18 protein-coding genes are annotated in these 14,393 nt (G+C 71.1%); 8 read left to right on the top strand and 10 right to left on the bottom strand.

Annotation, left to right across the window (positions count from 1 at the left end):
• Positions 1–2: 2 nt before the first annotated feature.
• Complete coding sequence (locus SMIR_RS11515) at positions 3–416, bottom strand: ATP-binding protein (protein WP_054228129.1); 414 nt, start codon at positions 414–416, stop codon at positions 3–5.
• 261 nt (positions 417–677) lie between these two features.
• Positions 678–938 carry a UBP-type zinc finger domain-containing protein gene (locus tag SMIR_RS11510; RefSeq protein WP_101400583.1) on the bottom strand — a complete coding sequence of 87 codons (261 nt, stop codon included), beginning with the start codon at positions 936–938 and terminating at the stop codon, positions 678–680.
• A gap of 61 nt (positions 939–999) precedes the next feature.
• Here SMIR_RS11510 and SMIR_RS11505 point away from each other — a divergent pair, with 61 nt between their 5' ends.
• The gene (locus SMIR_RS11505) at positions 1,000–2,595 is read left to right on the top strand and encodes a Na+/H+ antiporter (RefSeq protein WP_212726957.1); all 1,596 of its coding nucleotides are present in this window, start codon (positions 1,000–1,002) and stop codon (positions 2,593–2,595) included.
• A gap of 24 nt (positions 2,596–2,619) precedes the next feature.
• On the opposite strand, the gene SMIR_RS11500 is transcribed toward SMIR_RS11505, so the two are convergent.
• The 3 genes from SMIR_RS11500 to SMIR_RS11490 form a co-directional block, all read right to left on the bottom strand.
• Positions 2,620–3,576: a 1-aminocyclopropane-1-carboxylate deaminase/D-cysteine desulfhydrase gene (locus tag SMIR_RS11500; RefSeq protein ID WP_212726956.1), complete on the bottom strand. Its 957-nt coding sequence runs from the start codon at positions 3,574–3,576 to the stop codon at positions 2,620–2,622.
• Between the two features lie 55 nt (positions 3,577–3,631).
• On the bottom strand, positions 3,632–4,222 hold the full coding sequence (locus SMIR_RS11495; RefSeq protein ID WP_168495418.1) for an N-acetylmuramoyl-L-alanine amidase: 591 nt from the start codon (positions 4,220–4,222) through the stop codon (positions 3,632–3,634).
• 169 nt (positions 4,223–4,391) lie between these two features.
• The gene (locus tag SMIR_RS11490; protein ID WP_168495420.1) at positions 4,392–4,625 is read right to left on the bottom strand and encodes a hypothetical protein; all 234 of its coding nucleotides are present in this window, start codon (positions 4,623–4,625) and stop codon (positions 4,392–4,394) included.
• 243 nt (positions 4,626–4,868) lie between these two features.
• Here SMIR_RS11490 and SMIR_RS11485 point away from each other — a divergent pair, with 243 nt between their 5' ends.
• From SMIR_RS11485 to SMIR_RS11460, 6 genes are all read left to right on the top strand, one after another.
• The gene (locus tag SMIR_RS11485; protein WP_212726955.1) at positions 4,869–6,275 is read left to right on the top strand and encodes a family 2B encapsulin nanocompartment shell protein; all 1,407 of its coding nucleotides are present in this window, start codon (positions 4,869–4,871) and stop codon (positions 6,273–6,275) included.
• A 152-nt stretch (positions 6,276–6,427) separates the two neighbouring features.
• On the top strand, positions 6,428–7,474 hold the full coding sequence (locus SMIR_RS11480) for a family 2 encapsulin nanocompartment cargo protein polyprenyl transferase (protein WP_248003114.1): 1,047 nt from the start codon (positions 6,428–6,430) through the stop codon (positions 7,472–7,474).
• 234 nt (positions 7,475–7,708) lie between these two features.
• Positions 7,709–8,320 carry a GNAT family N-acetyltransferase gene (locus tag SMIR_RS11475; RefSeq protein WP_212726954.1) on the top strand — a complete coding sequence of 204 codons (612 nt, stop codon included), beginning with the start codon at positions 7,709–7,711 and terminating at the stop codon, positions 8,318–8,320.
• 159 nt (positions 8,321–8,479) lie between these two features.
• Positions 8,480–8,782, top strand: a complete 303-nt coding sequence (locus SMIR_RS11470; RefSeq protein ID WP_212728512.1) for a hypothetical protein — start codon at positions 8,480–8,482, stop codon at positions 8,780–8,782.
• A gap of 21 nt (positions 8,783–8,803) precedes the next feature.
• Positions 8,804–9,217, top strand: coding sequence for a YciI family protein (locus tag SMIR_RS11465; RefSeq protein ID WP_168495424.1), 414 nt, complete (start codon positions 8,804–8,806; stop codon positions 9,215–9,217).
• An 87-nt stretch (positions 9,218–9,304) separates the two neighbouring features.
• A complete protein-coding gene (locus tag SMIR_RS11460; protein WP_101400591.1) occupies positions 9,305–9,637 on the top strand; it encodes a DUF952 domain-containing protein in 333 nt (110 codons plus the stop codon).
• A gap of 14 nt (positions 9,638–9,651) precedes the next feature.
• Here SMIR_RS11460 and SMIR_RS11455 read toward each other — a convergent pair whose 3' ends face one another.
• From SMIR_RS11455 to SMIR_RS11435, 5 genes are all read right to left on the bottom strand, one after another.
• Positions 9,652–10,410, bottom strand: coding sequence for a VOC family protein (locus SMIR_RS11455; RefSeq protein WP_212726953.1), 759 nt, complete (start codon positions 10,408–10,410; stop codon positions 9,652–9,654).
• A gap of 20 nt (positions 10,411–10,430) precedes the next feature.
• Positions 10,431–11,285, bottom strand: coding sequence for an ATP-grasp domain-containing protein (locus SMIR_RS11450; protein ID WP_212726952.1), 855 nt, complete (start codon positions 11,283–11,285; stop codon positions 10,431–10,433).
• 113 nt (positions 11,286–11,398) lie between these two features.
• On the bottom strand, positions 11,399–11,815 hold the full coding sequence (locus SMIR_RS11445; RefSeq protein WP_054228118.1) for a VOC family protein: 417 nt from the start codon (positions 11,813–11,815) through the stop codon (positions 11,399–11,401).
• 9 nt (positions 11,816–11,824) lie between these two features.
• Positions 11,825–12,250 (bottom strand): helix-turn-helix transcriptional regulator, encoded by a 426-nt coding sequence (locus SMIR_RS11440; protein WP_054228117.1) that lies wholly within the window; start codon positions 12,248–12,250, stop codon positions 11,825–11,827.
• Positions 12,251–12,290: 40 nt separating this feature from the next.
• Positions 12,291–13,184, bottom strand: coding sequence for a helix-turn-helix transcriptional regulator (locus SMIR_RS11435; RefSeq protein WP_211118807.1), 894 nt, complete (start codon positions 13,182–13,184; stop codon positions 12,291–12,293).
• 132 nt (positions 13,185–13,316) lie between these two features.
• Between SMIR_RS11435 and SMIR_RS11430 the strand changes: the two genes are divergently transcribed.
• Positions 13,317–14,270 (top strand): NAD(P)-dependent alcohol dehydrogenase, encoded by a 954-nt coding sequence (locus SMIR_RS11430; RefSeq protein WP_212726951.1) that lies wholly within the window; start codon positions 13,317–13,319, stop codon positions 14,268–14,270.
• The last annotated feature ends 123 nt before the right edge of the window (positions 14,271–14,393 follow it).

Raw genomic sequence — 14,393 nt, 5'->3', positions numbered from 1 at the left:
CCTCACGCCGGCCCGGGTCCCGCGCCGCGCTGTTTGTAGAGGCTGATCGAAACGGTTTTGTCCTCGGCGACGGTGGAGTCGACCTTGCCCGCGAGCGCCGACAGAACGGTCCACGCGAACGTGTCCCGTGACGGAGCGTGACCATCAGTGGTCGGAGCGGAGACCGTCACCTCGAGCGAGTCGTCGATGAGCCGGAAGACACAGCTGAGCACCGATCCGGGGACGGCCTGCTGCAGCAAAATCGCGCAGGCCTCGTCCACCGCGATGCGGAGGTCCTCGATCTCGTCGAGGGTGAAGTCCAAACGGGCCGCGAGACCGGCCGTAGCCGTACGCAGCACCGACAGGTAGGCACCCGCGGCCGGCAGCCGGACTTCCACGAAGTCCTTCGTCGCGGGCTCGCCTGCGATCTGGGACACCCTCACCTCCAAGGTGGTACAAGCTCTTTCGAGCTCTTTTCGGGGGCCGAGGGTCGCCCCCCGGGGTAACGCGCTAGGTGGTTCAGCGGTGACGCTACCGCGCTCCCAAGTTTCCTGTCCTGGGGACCCCGTCCCTTGCTGTCACTCATAGTAAGCCTATGAGTACGGACAGTGGCTAGGGGTCTGCGGGCCCAAATAGGAAGAGCGCGCGCCGGGTTGACGTACCCAGGCGTCAGACGGTCGAACCGTCCGAGCCGCGGGTCACACCAGTACGTGGTCGACGAAGCACCAGCGCCAGCTCTCACCGGGTTCGAAGGTACGCATCACGGGATGTCCGGTCTCCTTGAAATGCTCCGTCGCGTGCCGCAGCGGCGAGGAGTCGCAGCAGCCGAGGTGCCCGCAGCTCAGACACAGCCGCAACTGCACCGGATGTGTACCGGCGGCCTGGCATTCCAGGCAGGTCTCGCTCAGCGGCCCGGGTTCGGGGTGCTGCAGCTCGTCGGCGTGCGTGCACTGTTTCATGATTGCCAGGTTACGTCGGGCGTGCGGGATGTCGCGCGAAAACGAGGGCGGGCGGAAGACGATGCACGTATTGCCACTGCTGTTGCTGGTCGCGGGGAGCGCCGCGGTCGCCGGGCTCGCCCGTCGCACCCCGGTGCCGGCGCCGCTGTTGCTCGTCGCGGCGGGCCTGGTCGTCTCGTACGTCCCTGGAGTGCCCGGATATGAACTCGACCCGGAGATCGTGCTCCCGCTGGTGCTGCCCCCGCTGCTGTACACGGCGGCCAGCGACAGCTCGTACCTCGATCTGCGGGCGCATGTGCGGCCCATCGCGCTGCTGTCGGTGGGGTACGTGCTCTTCGCGACGCTGGCAGTCGGCTGGGCCGCCTATCTGATCGTGCCGAGCCTGCCGCTGCCCGCGGCGCTGGTCTTCGGGGCGGTGGTGGCGCCGCCGGACGCGGTGGCGGCCACGGCGGTGGCGCGCCGGGTGGGGCTGCCCTCCCGGATCACCACGATCCTTCAGGGCGAGTCCCTGGTGAACGACGCGACCGCGATCACCGCCTACAAGGTGGCCCTCGCCGCCGCGGTCGGCGCGGGCGCGACCTGGGCGGGCGGTGTCCGCGAGTTCCTGCTCGCGGCGGTCGGGGGTGTGGTCGTCGGTCTCGTCCTGATGGTGCCGATCCACTGGCTGCGCACGCACCTGAAGGAGGCGCTTCTCCAGAACACCCTTTCCTTGTTGATCCCCTTCGTCGCGTACGGGATCGCCGAGCAGGTGCACGCCTCCGGAGTGCTCGCGGTGGTCGTCGTCGCGCTCTACCTCGGCCACCGTGCCTGGGAGGTGGACTTCGCGACCCGGCTCCAGGAGGAGGCGGTGTGGAAGATGGTCGCGTTCGTCCTGGAGTCGGCGGTGTTCGCCCTGATCGGACTGCAACTGCCGGTCGTCCTCAAGGGCCTCGGCCAGTACCAGGGAGCCCAGGCCGCCTGGTACGCGGTGGCCGTCTTCCTGGTCGTGGTCGCCGCCCGGTTCGTGTGGGTCTACCCCGCCACCTTCCTGCCCCGGATCCTGTCGGCGCGCGTCCGGGAGCGCGAGGGGTCCCCCACCTGGAAGGGGCCGTTCATCATCGGCTGGGCCGGAATGCGCGGGGTGGTCTCGCTCGCCATCGCCTTCTCCATCCCGCTGACCGTGCACGGCGGTGCCTCCTTCCCCGATCGCAACCTCCTCCTCTTCCTCACCTTCACCACCGTCATCGGGACCCTGGTCGTCCAGGGGCTGACCCTGCCCCCTCTCATCCGCCTGCTGAAGCTGCCGGGGCGCGACGTCCAGGCGGAGACGCTCGCGGAGGCGAACGCCCAGGCACAGGCGTCCCGGGTCGCCGAGGAGCGCCTCGACGCACTCCTCGACGACGAGCGCAACGCCCTGCCCCCGCCGCTCGCCGACCGGCTCCGCTCGGTCCTGGAACGCCGCCGCAACGCCGTCTGGGAGCGGCTCGGCGCCGTCAACCCGGTGACCGGGGAGACCGCCGACGACACCTACCGCCGTCTGTCCCGCGAGATGATCGGCGCCGAACGCGAGGTCTTCGTGAAACTCCGCGACCACCGCTACATCGACGACGAGATGCTCCGCACCCTCCTGCGCAGACTCGACCTGGAGGAGGCGGCGGCCTATCGGGAGGCGGCGTAAGGATGCTCAGGGCCGTGCGAGGGCTCAGAACGGTGCCCCCGTGATCACCGCCGCCACCGTCGTCCCCCGTGTGAAAGCCCCCTCCTCCATCAAGGTGACAAGTCCATAGAGCATCTTGGCGACATAGAGACGTTCCACGGGCAGGCCGTGGCGTTGTTCGAAGTCCGCGGCGAAGCTGTCGAGTTCGGGTGTGGTGCGGGCGTAGCCGCCGAAGTGGAAGCGGTCGTCGAGGGACCAGGTGCCGCGGTGGCCGCCGAAAGCGGCTTCCTGGAGGGCGCTTATGTCGCCCTCCAGGAAGCCGCCCTTGAGGACGGGGACGCCCAGGGCCCGCTGGTCGGGGGCGAGACCGGCGGCCAGGCCGGCGAGGGTGCCGCCGGTGCCGCAGGCCAGGGCGGCCACGTCGACACCGCCGTGGCCCCGCAGCTCCGCGCCGAGTTCCTGGCAGCCCCGTACGGCAAGGGAGTTGCTGCCGCCCTCGGGGACGACATACGCGTCCTCGGCGTCCATCGAGCGCAGCAGGGCGGCCAGCGTCTCCGGTTCGCTCTTGCGGCGGTACGTCGACCTGTCGACGAAGTGCAGTCGCATGCCGTCGGCCGCGCAGCGGTTCAGTGAGGGGTTGAGGGGGCGGTCGGCCAGCTCCTGGCCGCGGACCACCCCCACGGTCGTCAGCCCGAGGAGGCGGCCCGCGGCGGCGGTGGCGCGCAGATGGTTGGAGTACGCGCCGCCGAAGGTGACCACCGTGCGGCCCGCCGCCGCGCGGAGGTTCGGGGCGAGCTTGCGCCACTTGTTGCCGATCAGCTCCGGGTGGATCAGATCGTCCCGCTTCAGCAGCAGCCGTACGCCATGGCGCGCGAAGCGCTCGTCCGCGACCTGGCACAGCGGCGAGGGCAGCCGCGGTCGCAGAGCGGTCGGGTCGAGCGCTTCGGGGGCGTCAGGAGTGGCCGGGGTGTTCGGGTCGTCCGGGGTTGCGGGGCTGGGCACCCCACCATTGTCGGACACCTGTGCGGTATGCGGGCAGTCGCCCCGCGCCCGTCCGTCACTTGAGGCGGTCGCGGACGCGCTCTCTCATCGAGGCCATCGTGAAGCCGCACGGGTCGACCTTGCCCGGCTGCCACTCCAGGTGGCCGATGAGTGAACGCTCCGTCCAGCCGTGGTGGCGGCAGATCGCGGCCGCGACCTTCTCGATGGCCTCCAACTGCACCTCGGGCCACGGATCCTTTCCGTCGCCGAGGTTCTCGCACTCGAAGCCGTAGAAGTGGCGGTTGCCGTCGGTGTTCGCCTCGTTGTCCGGCGGGAGTGCCTTCTCCGCGATCACGGCGCGCAGCACGTCGTCGTCACCCAGACCCGCGTGGTTGGCCCGGCCGTAGCCCACGAGGTGCAGGACACCGTCCTTGGTGATGACGCCGTGGCACAGCGGACCGGGCAGGTCCGGGCGGCCGTCACGACAGATCCCGACGGTGTGCTCGCTGCCCGAGGTCACCGTGTGGTGGATCATCACGCCGTACACCGGACCCCAGGGCCCCTTGTGATTGCGGTTGTGACGCTCCCATTCGCCGACCTCGACGACAGTGAGGCCTTCCTCCCTGAGCCGGTTCAGGAAACCGCCCGCGGACATGGGTGGGGCCATGACCGCCTCCTTCGCACTGCGCGGCGGCCACCGGTCGCGGCCGTCTCGTACCGCAGCTGTACCCGGAACCAGGGGCTCCGGCCCAGCCGTTCGTACGGTGTGCGAGTCGATCCGGTCAGGGGCGCAGGCGCGTTTGACCAGCGCGTTCACGGCGCGTCCGCGAGGTCCGTCAGGAGCGCAGGAACGCGTCCCCGTGAGTGGCGATGTGGCTCTCCAGCGCCTGCAAGGCCTGCTGGGTGGCCTCGGGGGAGCCGCTGCCGCGCCGCTCCGCGTAGTACGCCGCGCCCAGTCTCTTCAGGAGGTCGCCGCCCGCACGCTGCGCCTGCACCTCGTCGAGCTTCTGCTTGCCCTGCGTGAGCCCTCGCTGCGCCTGTTCCTTGGCGCGGTCCAGGAAGCCTGCCATTGCCGTCTCCTGTCGTCGTCCGTCACCGCGTCAAACGGTTGGCCTGATCTCGGAGTTCCCGCTCGCAACGGCTCCGCGCTGCTCGACGGCAACGGCTCCGGCCTGTTCGATCGATCGACAAAACCGGACTCTCTGCCCAATCCGCCGTGATCCATTCCCGCTCATTCGTGTAATAGCACCGGCACGCTCCGTGATGGAAGGCTGGTCGGCGCAGATCAGTGCATGACCGGGAGGGCAATTTTCATGTCGGTAGGCGAAGAGGTCCGTGCGGGTCAGGGCAAGCCGCAGCAGAGTCTCGGCACATCGGCCGCGCGGAACCTGGCCACCACCACCAAGTCCGCACCCCAGATGCAGGAGATCAGCTCACGGTGGCTGCTGCGCATGCTGCCGTGGGTGAACGTGCAGGGTGGCACGTACCGCGTGAACCGGCGGCTCAGCTACTCCGTGGGCGACGGCCGTGTGACGTTCGTGAAGACCGGTGACCGTGTGCAGGTCATCCCCGCGGAGCTCGGCGAGCTGTCCGTGCTCCGCTCGTTCGAGGATCAGGAGGTGCTCGGCGAGCTCGCCCAGCGGTGCCAGCAGCGGGAGTTCGCACTGGGCGAAGTGCTCGCCTCGTTCGGCAGTCCGTCCGACGAGGTGTTCCTGCTCGCGCACGGCAAGGTGGAGAAGATCGGCACCGGCCCGTACGGCGACGACGCGGTCCTCGGCGTCCTCGCCGACGGCGCGTACTTCGGCGAGCAGGCGCTCATCGACCCGGACGCCATCTGGGAGTACACGGCCCGCGCCGTCACCGCGGTCACCGTGCTCGCGCTGCCTCGCCGGGACCTCGAGCAGGTCGCCGAGCGCTCCGACTCCCTGCGCGGACACCTCACGGAGCTGCGCGCGATTCCGGAGCAGCGCACCAACAAGTACGGCGAGAAGGAGATCGACCTCGCGGCCGGCCACACCGGGGAGCAGGACATCCCCGGCACCTTCGTGGACTACGAGGCCGCGCCGCGCGAGTACGAACTGAGCATCGCCCAGACCGTGCTGCGCCTGCACACGCGCGTGGCCGATCTCTACAACCAGCCGATGAACCAGACGGAGCAGCAGCTCCGCCTCACCGTCGAGGCGTTGAAGGAGCGCCAGGAGCACGAGCTCATCAACAACCGGGAGTTCGGACTGCTCAACAACTGCGAGTACGACCAGCGGCTCCAGCCGCACGACGGCGTGCCCAGCCCCGACGACCTGGACGAGCTGCTCAGCCGTCGGCGTGGCACCAAACTGTTCCTCGCCCACCCGCGCGCGATCTCCGCGTTCGGCCGCGAGTGCAACAAGCGCGGACTGGTCCCCGAGAGCATCGAGATCGCGGGCAACCGCATCCCGACCTGGCGCGGCGTGCCGCTGTTCCCGTGCAACAAGATCCCCGTCAGCGACACCCGGACGACCTCGATCATCGCCATGCGTACCGGCGAGGCCGAGCAGGGTGTCATCGGCCTCCAGCAGGCGGGCATCCCGGACGAGATCGAGCCGAGCCTGTCGGTGCGCTTCATGGGCATCAACGAACAGGCGATCATCTCCTACCTGGTGACGGCGTACTACTCGGCGGCGGTTCTCGTGCCGGACGCCCTCGGCATCCTGGAGAACGTCGAGATCGGCCGCTGGCGGTGACCTTCCCGACGCCGGCCGTCGTGTTCCCGCCCGATCAGGCGGGAACACCGGGGACGAGGCGGAGTCCGGCCGAGACCTTGGACAGGCGGGGCCTCATCGGCAAGCCCATGGACGGCGGTTCCTTGGACGGCGGTCCATCGGACGGGAGGCCCATGGAACGTCAGGTCGCGCTCGGCCCGCTGGACGGACAGGAGGCGGCGGGCATCCTGGAGCACGCCAGGGCGTCCGTCGACCCCGAGCTGCGCAGGGCCATCGACTCGCTGCCGGGATCCATGCGCCGGATCGCGCTCTATCACTTCGGCTGGGAGCACGCGGACGGCACCCCGGCGGCGGGCAACGCGGGCAAGGCGATCCGTCCGGCGCTGGTGCTCACCGCCACGGGAGCGCTCGGCGGTCAGCACGCGGCCGCCGTACAGGCGGCGGCCGCCGTGGAGTTGATCCACAACTTCACGCTGTTGCACGACGACGTCATGGACCGGGACACCACCCGAAGACACCGCCCCACCGCGTGGACCGTGTTCGGCGACGCCGACGCGATCCTCACCGGGGACGCCATGCAGGCGCTCGCGCAGCGGCTGCTCGCCGAGGACTCGCACCCGGCGTCCCGGGCCGCCGCCGCCCGGCTCGCGTCCTGCGTCGTCGAGCTGTGCGAGGGACAGCACGCGGACACGGCCATGGAAAAGCGCGGCCCCGACGAGGTCACCCTCGACGAAGTGCTCGCCATGGCCGAGGCCAAGACCGGCGCGCTGCTCGGCTGCGCATGCGCGCTCGGCGGGCTGTACGCGGGGGCGGACGAGGAGGACGTCGACGCGTTGGACGCGTTCGGCCGGGAGGCCGGGCTCGCCTTCCAGCTGATCGACGACGTGATCGGGATCTGGGGGGACCCGAGCCGCACCGGCAAGCCGGCCGGGGCGGATCTCATCGCCCGCAAGAAGTCCCTGCCCGTGGTCGCCGCGCTCGCCTCCGGCACCCCGGCGGCGACGGAACTCGCCGAGCTGTACGGAGTTCCCTACCAGGAAGGGGAGCTGGAGCGCACGGTGCTGGCCGTCGAGCGGGCGGGCGGCCGTGACTGGGCGCAGCTCCAGGCGGCCGACCGGATGTCCCGGGCGATGCACGAGCTGTCCCGGGCGATCCCCGACCCGGAGGCGGCGGGTGGCCTTCTCGCGCTCGCGGAGTTCGTGACGCGGCGCAGCAACTGACCCGCTCGACCCTTCAGATGACCCGTTCGACTCTTCAGAAGGGCGGTTGAAGACCCCGGGGCCTCCGGGACCGTACGACACCTGACCTCCGTACGGCACCGGGCTCCGGCCGGAACGGGTCCCGCGCATCCCCACGGTGCGCGGGGCCCGCCCCTCTCGGGCCCGGACAGGCCCGACAGGCCCTAGGCTGCAACAGCCGTACGATCAGCGGCGGTTGAGGCGAGAGGGTGGGACATGGGCGTGGTGATCCGGACGGCGGACGAGGGTGATCGGGAGCTGGTCACCCGGCTGCTCGACGAGGCGTTCCAGGACGACCCGGTGAGTGTCTGGGTCTTTCCGGACGCGGCGCACCGCCGCGCCAAGCACCCCGGACTGATGGGGATGTTCACCGAGATCGTGCTCGCCGAGGGCCGCGTCGACGTCACGGAGGACGGTTCGGCGTGCGCGCTGTGGCTGTCCGTGCCCGCCGACGCCGGCCACGCCGACGACGAGGACGACGGTCCCGTACGGCTGCGTGAGGCCGTCGACCCGGACAACGAGCGGGTCGAGCTGATCGGCCGCCTGACGGCCGGGATCCACCCCGCGGGCCGCGCCCACGAGTACCTGTGGATGATCGGCGTGGCGCCGCAGCGCCAGGGCGAGGGACTCGGCACCGCGCTCGTCCGGTCGGTCCTCGACCGCTGCGACCGCGAAGGCCTGTCGGCCTATCTGGAGGCGAGCAACGCCGACAGCCGACGGCTCTACGAGCGTCTCGGCTTCGACGTCACCGGGCGGCCCCTCGACCTGCCGGACGGTCCGCGGATGTGGCCGATGTGGCGCGAGCCGCAGCCCGGGCGGGGAGTCTGATCGGGCAAGTCGGAGGACGGCGGGTTCGGCATCTGTCTGGCGGCGGTGCGCGGCTCGCGGGGGCGCTGCTCGACCGAGGCGCGCGCGTTACAAGAGCGGCGTCTTCGTGCGGACGTACAGCAGGAAGCGCTGAAGCGTCTCCCGCCCTACCCTGAATGCATGGGCACCGATGAGCATGTCTGCCCCGCCTGCCGGCAGCCGGTCACCACCGTCGTGCGGCGCCACAAGACGCTGGGCGCGTTCGTTCCCGTGTGGGGTCCCGGCCCCTGTCACAACCCCGAGTGCGAGGCGTACGTCGGCGAGCCCGGGGTCGGAGCCGGAGCCAGGTCCGGCGGCGGCGCCAAAGCCGGAGCCGGTGCGGGGTCCCGGTCCGTACCCGGGCTCGGAGCCGAACCCGGCAGGGACACCAGGGACACCGGGGAGCCCCCGGAGCATCCCGGGGAGTCCGTCGCGGAAAAATGAGGAAGCCGAGGGAGCCGACTCATGAAGTACCTGGTGATGGTGCAGGGCACGCAGGCGGACTACGAGGGCATGCGGGGCAAGGGCTCCGCGCACGCCCCGGCCTGGAGCGAGCAGGAGCTGCAGGCGATGTACGCGTACATGGGCGCGATCAACGACGACCTCTCGAAGTCCGGTGAGCTCGTCGACGGGCAGGGGCTGGCCGAACCGGCACAGACCCGCCTGGTCACGGCAGGACAGGACGGGAAGGCCGTCATCTCCGACGGGCCGTACGGCGAGACCAAGGAGCTGATCGCCGGCTACTGGGTCCTGGAGTGCGCGAGCCTGGAGCGGGTCACCGAGATCGCCGAGCGCGTCACCCGCTGCCCAGGACCAGAGGGCGCAACGAACTACCCGGTGGTCATCCGCCCCATTCTGGACGGCGCCGGGGACATCTGAGCGGGATGCGCCCGCGGGACTCTCGGGCTCCCCTAGCGGCGCTACTTGTCGACGCGGGCGGCCCGGCCGAGGCCGTAGCGTGTGGGCATGTCCGAACCCTTGTTGCACCTCACCGAGCGCTCCCTGTGGGACGCGGCCCGCGCGGCAGGCGCGTACGAGATGTCCACACGTGGCCGCACCCTCCAGGAGGAGGGCTTCATCCACTGCTCGCTGCGGCACCAGGTCCCCGCGGTCGCCTCCTTCCTGTACGGCGGGTACGACGGCCCCGACGAGCTGGTGCTCCTGGTCATCGATCCCGAACGGCTGGACGTGCCGTTGCGCTACGAGGCGGTCAAGCCCGGGGGCGAGGAGTTCCCGCACATCTACGGGCCGATTCCGGTGGCGGCCGTGGTGGACGTGGAGGTGTGGGAGTCCGCGTAGCGCCGTCCTTCGGATCAGGCCGGGGCCGGGAGGCTGCCCGTCGCCGGGTCCCGGCCGGTCAGGCAGTACGTGCCGCCGACCGGGTCCCGCATGACGGCCCAGCGGGCACCGTGGCCGACGAGCACGGCACCGAGCCGCTCGTGGTCGGCGCGTACCGCCTCGACGTCCGAGCAGGCGATGTCGAGGTGGGCGGAGGCGGGGCGGGCGGTGTCCAGGCGTTGCAGGAGGATGCGGAAGGGGAGCCCGGTGGGTGGCCTGAGCAGGTGGAACTCCGGGAGCGCGCCGGGGTGCGACTCCCATCCGGTCAAGGCGCTCCAGAAGGCGACTTCGACCTCGAAGCGGGTGGGCGCCACGTCGAGGCACACCTGGTCGAGGCGGCTGGTCGCGCCGGCGGGTCCGGGGACGACGGGAGGCCGCGCCGACTCGCCGTGCCAACGGACCGCGCAGAACGGCTGGCCGCCGGGGGAGCGCAGGACGACCAGGTCCTCTTCGGTGGTGACGATCTCGGCGCCGAGCCGCCGGGCCGACTCCGCCAGCGCCGGTACGTCCTCGACGGCGAGGTCGAGATGGGCGCCGCCCTCGCCCGCGTCGACGCCCTGCGCCTTGACGCAGGCGTCGGTGCCGTCGGGCAGCAGGGTCACGAACTCGCCCTGCTCACCGCGCGGTTCGGACAGCTTCGTCGCCGTGACCGCGGTCCAGAAGCCGCAGGCGCGATCGAAGTCCTTCATGGGCCGGTCGACGAAGGCATAGGTCCATCGAATGGGGTCGGCCATGGGTCGTTTCCCGCTCCCTCTCAGACGTCGTGTGCGGCTCGTACCGTCTCCTGCCCGATCAGCCCGCGCAACGATGTTTTCACCCGTGAGACGAAGGCGTCCCGTGTGTCGGGGGAGAGGACGTCCAGGGACAGATACGGGTTCAGGTCCTCCAGCTCCACGAGGAGCAGCCCGCCGTCGGGGGCCCGGCAGGCGTCGACGCGCTGGATGCCGTACGCGATGTCGTTCCAGTCGACGAACCGCTGCGCGAACTCCCGGTCCCGCTCGGTCGGCTCGTACGGTTCCAGGGCCCAGCGTTCGTCCGGGCGGGGGGCGTACAGGGCGTACTGGAAGGTGTGGTCGACGAAGTAGAAGGACACCTCGTAGCGGAAGTCGATGCGTGGCTGGACGAGGATGTTGTCGTACGACAGTTCGGGCAGCCGGTCGCGCGGTACGAACTCCAGGCCGATGGAGTCCGCGCCCGTCCTGGGCTTCACGACGTAGGTGTCGACGTCCGGAAGCCGGTCGAGGTCGTCCGCGCGATCGATGGTCGGGATGACCGGGAACCCCGCCGCGGTGAGGTCCAGCAGGTATCCCTTCCCTGCCATGTCCCCCTTGCCGGACAGCTGGTTGTACACGCGGACACCTTCCGTGACCGCCTGCTTCCGGAACGCGTCGTACTCCGCCTGGTAGTGCAGCACGGGCCCGCTGTTCCGCACGACCACGGCGTCGAAGCCGGTCATCAGCGCGGCCGCGTCCAGGGGGTGGCACACGGCGAGGTCGAACTCCTCGCGCAGCCGGGAGGTGAGGAAGATGTCCTCGTCGCAGTACCGCCGCCCCTTGGCCGGGTAGGCCAGGTCACTGACGTAGAGGACGCGGGGGCGCGCGGACGGCATCGATGACTCCTCGGACTACGGGACTTCAGACGTTCCATTCCATGGGCGACCCGCTCCCACGGAACGCACAGACGTAGTCTCCCTCCCGCCGGCCGATGCGGGGGTGGCCGGGGTCAGGCGTCGGGGCGTTCGGTGAAGCGGAGGAGGTTGCCCGCAGGGTCGCGGAAGGCGCAGTCGCGGACGCCGTACGGCTGGTCCATCGGCTCCTGGAGGACGTCGGCGCCGGAGGCGCGGACGCGTTCGTAGAGGGCGTCGCAGTCGGCGGTGGAGAAGATGACGCCGCGCAGGATGCCCTTGGCGAGGAGCTCGGCCATGGCCTGTTTGTCGGCGGGGGAGATGTCCGGGCTCGCGGCGGGGGGCTCCAGGACGATCTGGACGTCCGGCTGGAGCGGGGAGCCGACCGTCACCCAGCGCATCCCCTCGAAGGCGACGTCACCCCGGACCTCCAGGCCGAGGACGTCCCGGTAGAAGGCGAGCGCTTTGTCATGGTCGTCCACGGCTATGAAGCACTGTGAGAGTTTCAGGTCCATGGCCCCACGCTAGAGGCGTGTGCCCGGTTCCGCTTCCGGGTTGCGGTGGCGGGTCGGGCGGGTCAGGCGCTGGGCCACGCACGGCGGGATCGGGGCGCCGTGATCATGCGGCCGGGCCCGGTACGCGCTCGGGGTCTCGCCGACCAGCTCCGTGAAGCGGGAGCTGAACGAACCGAGCGACGTACAGCCCACGGCGAGGCAGACCTCCGTGACCGTCAGGTCGCCCCGCCGCAGCAGGGCCTTGGCCCGTTCTATTCGGCGGGTCATCAGATAGCTGTACGGCGTCTCCCCGTACGCCGCCCGGAAGCTCCGCTGGAAGTGCCCGGGTGACATCAGCGCGGTGCGCGCGAGCGCGGCGACGTCCAGCGGCTCCGCGTACTCGCGGTCCATCCGGTCGCGTGCCCGGCGCAGCCGGACCAGATCCTCCAGAGTCATTTCTTCAGGATGACACGGCCCACTGACAGGGGCCGGTGGGTCAAGGCCGCGGGCGGGGCGCAGCCGCCGGACCGGGGGCGACGAGCAGGCCGGCGAGCAGCTGGAGGCGCTCGGCGTCGGGCCCGCCCTCCTCGGCGGTGAAGGCGATGAGTACGGGGCCGGTGGCGCCCGGCATCGGGTACGCGTCCCAGTCCAGGTTCAGCTCCCCGACCAGCGGGTGATGGACGCGCATCCGGCCGCGGGTGGTCTCCGCCACGTCGTGACGCGCCCACAGGCCCGCGAACTCGTCGCTGCGGACGGCGAGTTCACCGACCAGCTCGACGGCGCGCGGATGCCCCGGCTCGGCCGCGACCTGCGTCCGCAGCATCGCGACCAGCTCGGCGACGGTGGCGGCCCGCTCCGGGCACGTCCGGTCGGCCTCCGGGTGCAGCAGCAGCGACAGCAGATTGCGCTCGTTCCGCGGGCGCTGGGTGAACTCGCCGAGCAGGGCACCGGCGAGCGGGTTCCACGCCAGTACGTCCAGGAAGCGGCCGACGACCACGGAGGGCGAGGTCATCGTGCGCAGCAGCCGCAGGGTGGTGGGCGGCACCTCCTCGGGCGCGTGGTCGCGCGGGCGCCTGGTGGGCGTGCGCGCGGCGGCGGCGAGGCTGTGCAGATGCCGGGTCTCCTCGGCGGAGAAGCTGAGGGCGCGTGCGAGGGCGTCGAGGACCTGCTCGGACGGGCGTACGTCGCGGCCCTGCTCCATGCGCTGGTAGTAGTCCGAGCTGACCCCGGCCAGCAGAGCCAGTTCTTCGCGCCGCAGCCCGGCGACGCGCCGCCGCGGGCCGGGTTCCAGACCGACGTCCTGCGGCCGCAGCCGGGTGCGGCGAGTCCTGAGGAACTCGCCGAGTTCGTGCCGGGGGTCGTCGCTCACCGCGACGGGCGCGTCAGTCACGGCGCCAGTATGCCCGCGGCGCGGCCCGCGAGGGTGGGTCCGCCGGACCCAGGAAAAGGCGAACGACCGTGATGCCGCGGCCCGGTACCAGGATCGGAACCGCAACAGCCGACCCTGGAAGGGAACAGCGCCATGAAGGCCGCTCAGATCATGAGTTACGGCGACGCAGCGGATGTGCTGCGGGTCAACGACGTCGACCGCCCCGCCCCGGGCGCGGGTGAAGTGCAGGTCCGCGTCGAGGCGTCCAGCGTGAACGGCCACGATGTGATGCTGCGCGCCGGGGAGTTGAAGATCGTGTCGGGCCGCAGGTTCCCGCTCGGGGTGGGCCTGGACTTCGCGGGCACCGTCGCCGCGACCGGCGCCGGCGTGGCGGTCCACCGGGTCGGGGACCGGGTGTGGGGCATGGTTCACCCCCGGCAGCGGCACACCGTCGGCGGGGCGGCCGAGTACGTCGTCGTCCCCGCGGACCGGCTCGCGCCCGCCCCGGCGACGCTCTCCGCGGCCGGCGCGGCCTCCCTGGTCGTCGCCGGTGCGACGGCGCTGATCGCGGTGCGGGACACCGTGCGCCTCGCGCCCGGAGAGAAGGTCCTGGTCCGCGGCGCGGCGGGCGGCGTCGGCACGGCCGCCGTCCAACTCGCGCACGCCCTGGGCTGCCACGTGACCGCACTGGCCCGCGCCCGTCACACCCCAGCCCTCGCCGACCTCGGCGCCGACGAGGTCCTCGACCACGGTTCCACCACCTCGGACCTGATCGGTCCCTTCGACGTCATCGTCGACACGGTCGGCACGGAACTGAACTGCTACCGGAGCCGGTTGGCCAAAGGCGGCCGGATGGTCACTGTCGGACTGTCGGCCCCCGCCCTGGCCGCGATCGCGGCATCGAGCGTGTACGGCGCCCGCCGCATCCGCACCTTCAGCGCCAACCCCGACGCCACCGTGCTGCGCGCCCTGGCCGACCACGTCACCTCGGGAGCTCTGCGCCCGGTGGTGAACAGCGTGTACCCACTCGCGGACATCACCGCGGCGCACCAGGCCTTCGAACGCGGCGGTGTCGTCGGCAAGCACGTGGTCGCCGTATCCGAATGAAGTCGGACGAACGAAGCCCTGACGAAGGGCGAACGAAGCCCCGACGAAAGAAGTCCGGCGAAAGAAGACCGCACCCGGACCGTCATGGACGCCGTGTTCGGCGCCCCGCGGGCCGGGTGCGGG

Source organism: Streptomyces mirabilis (assembly GCF_018310535.1).
In the GTDB taxonomy this organism is placed as follows: Bacteria; Actinomycetota; Actinomycetes; order Streptomycetales; family Streptomycetaceae; genus Streptomyces.
Note: the sequence above shows the minus strand (reverse complement) of the source record. Positions and strands in the feature narration are given on the sequence as shown.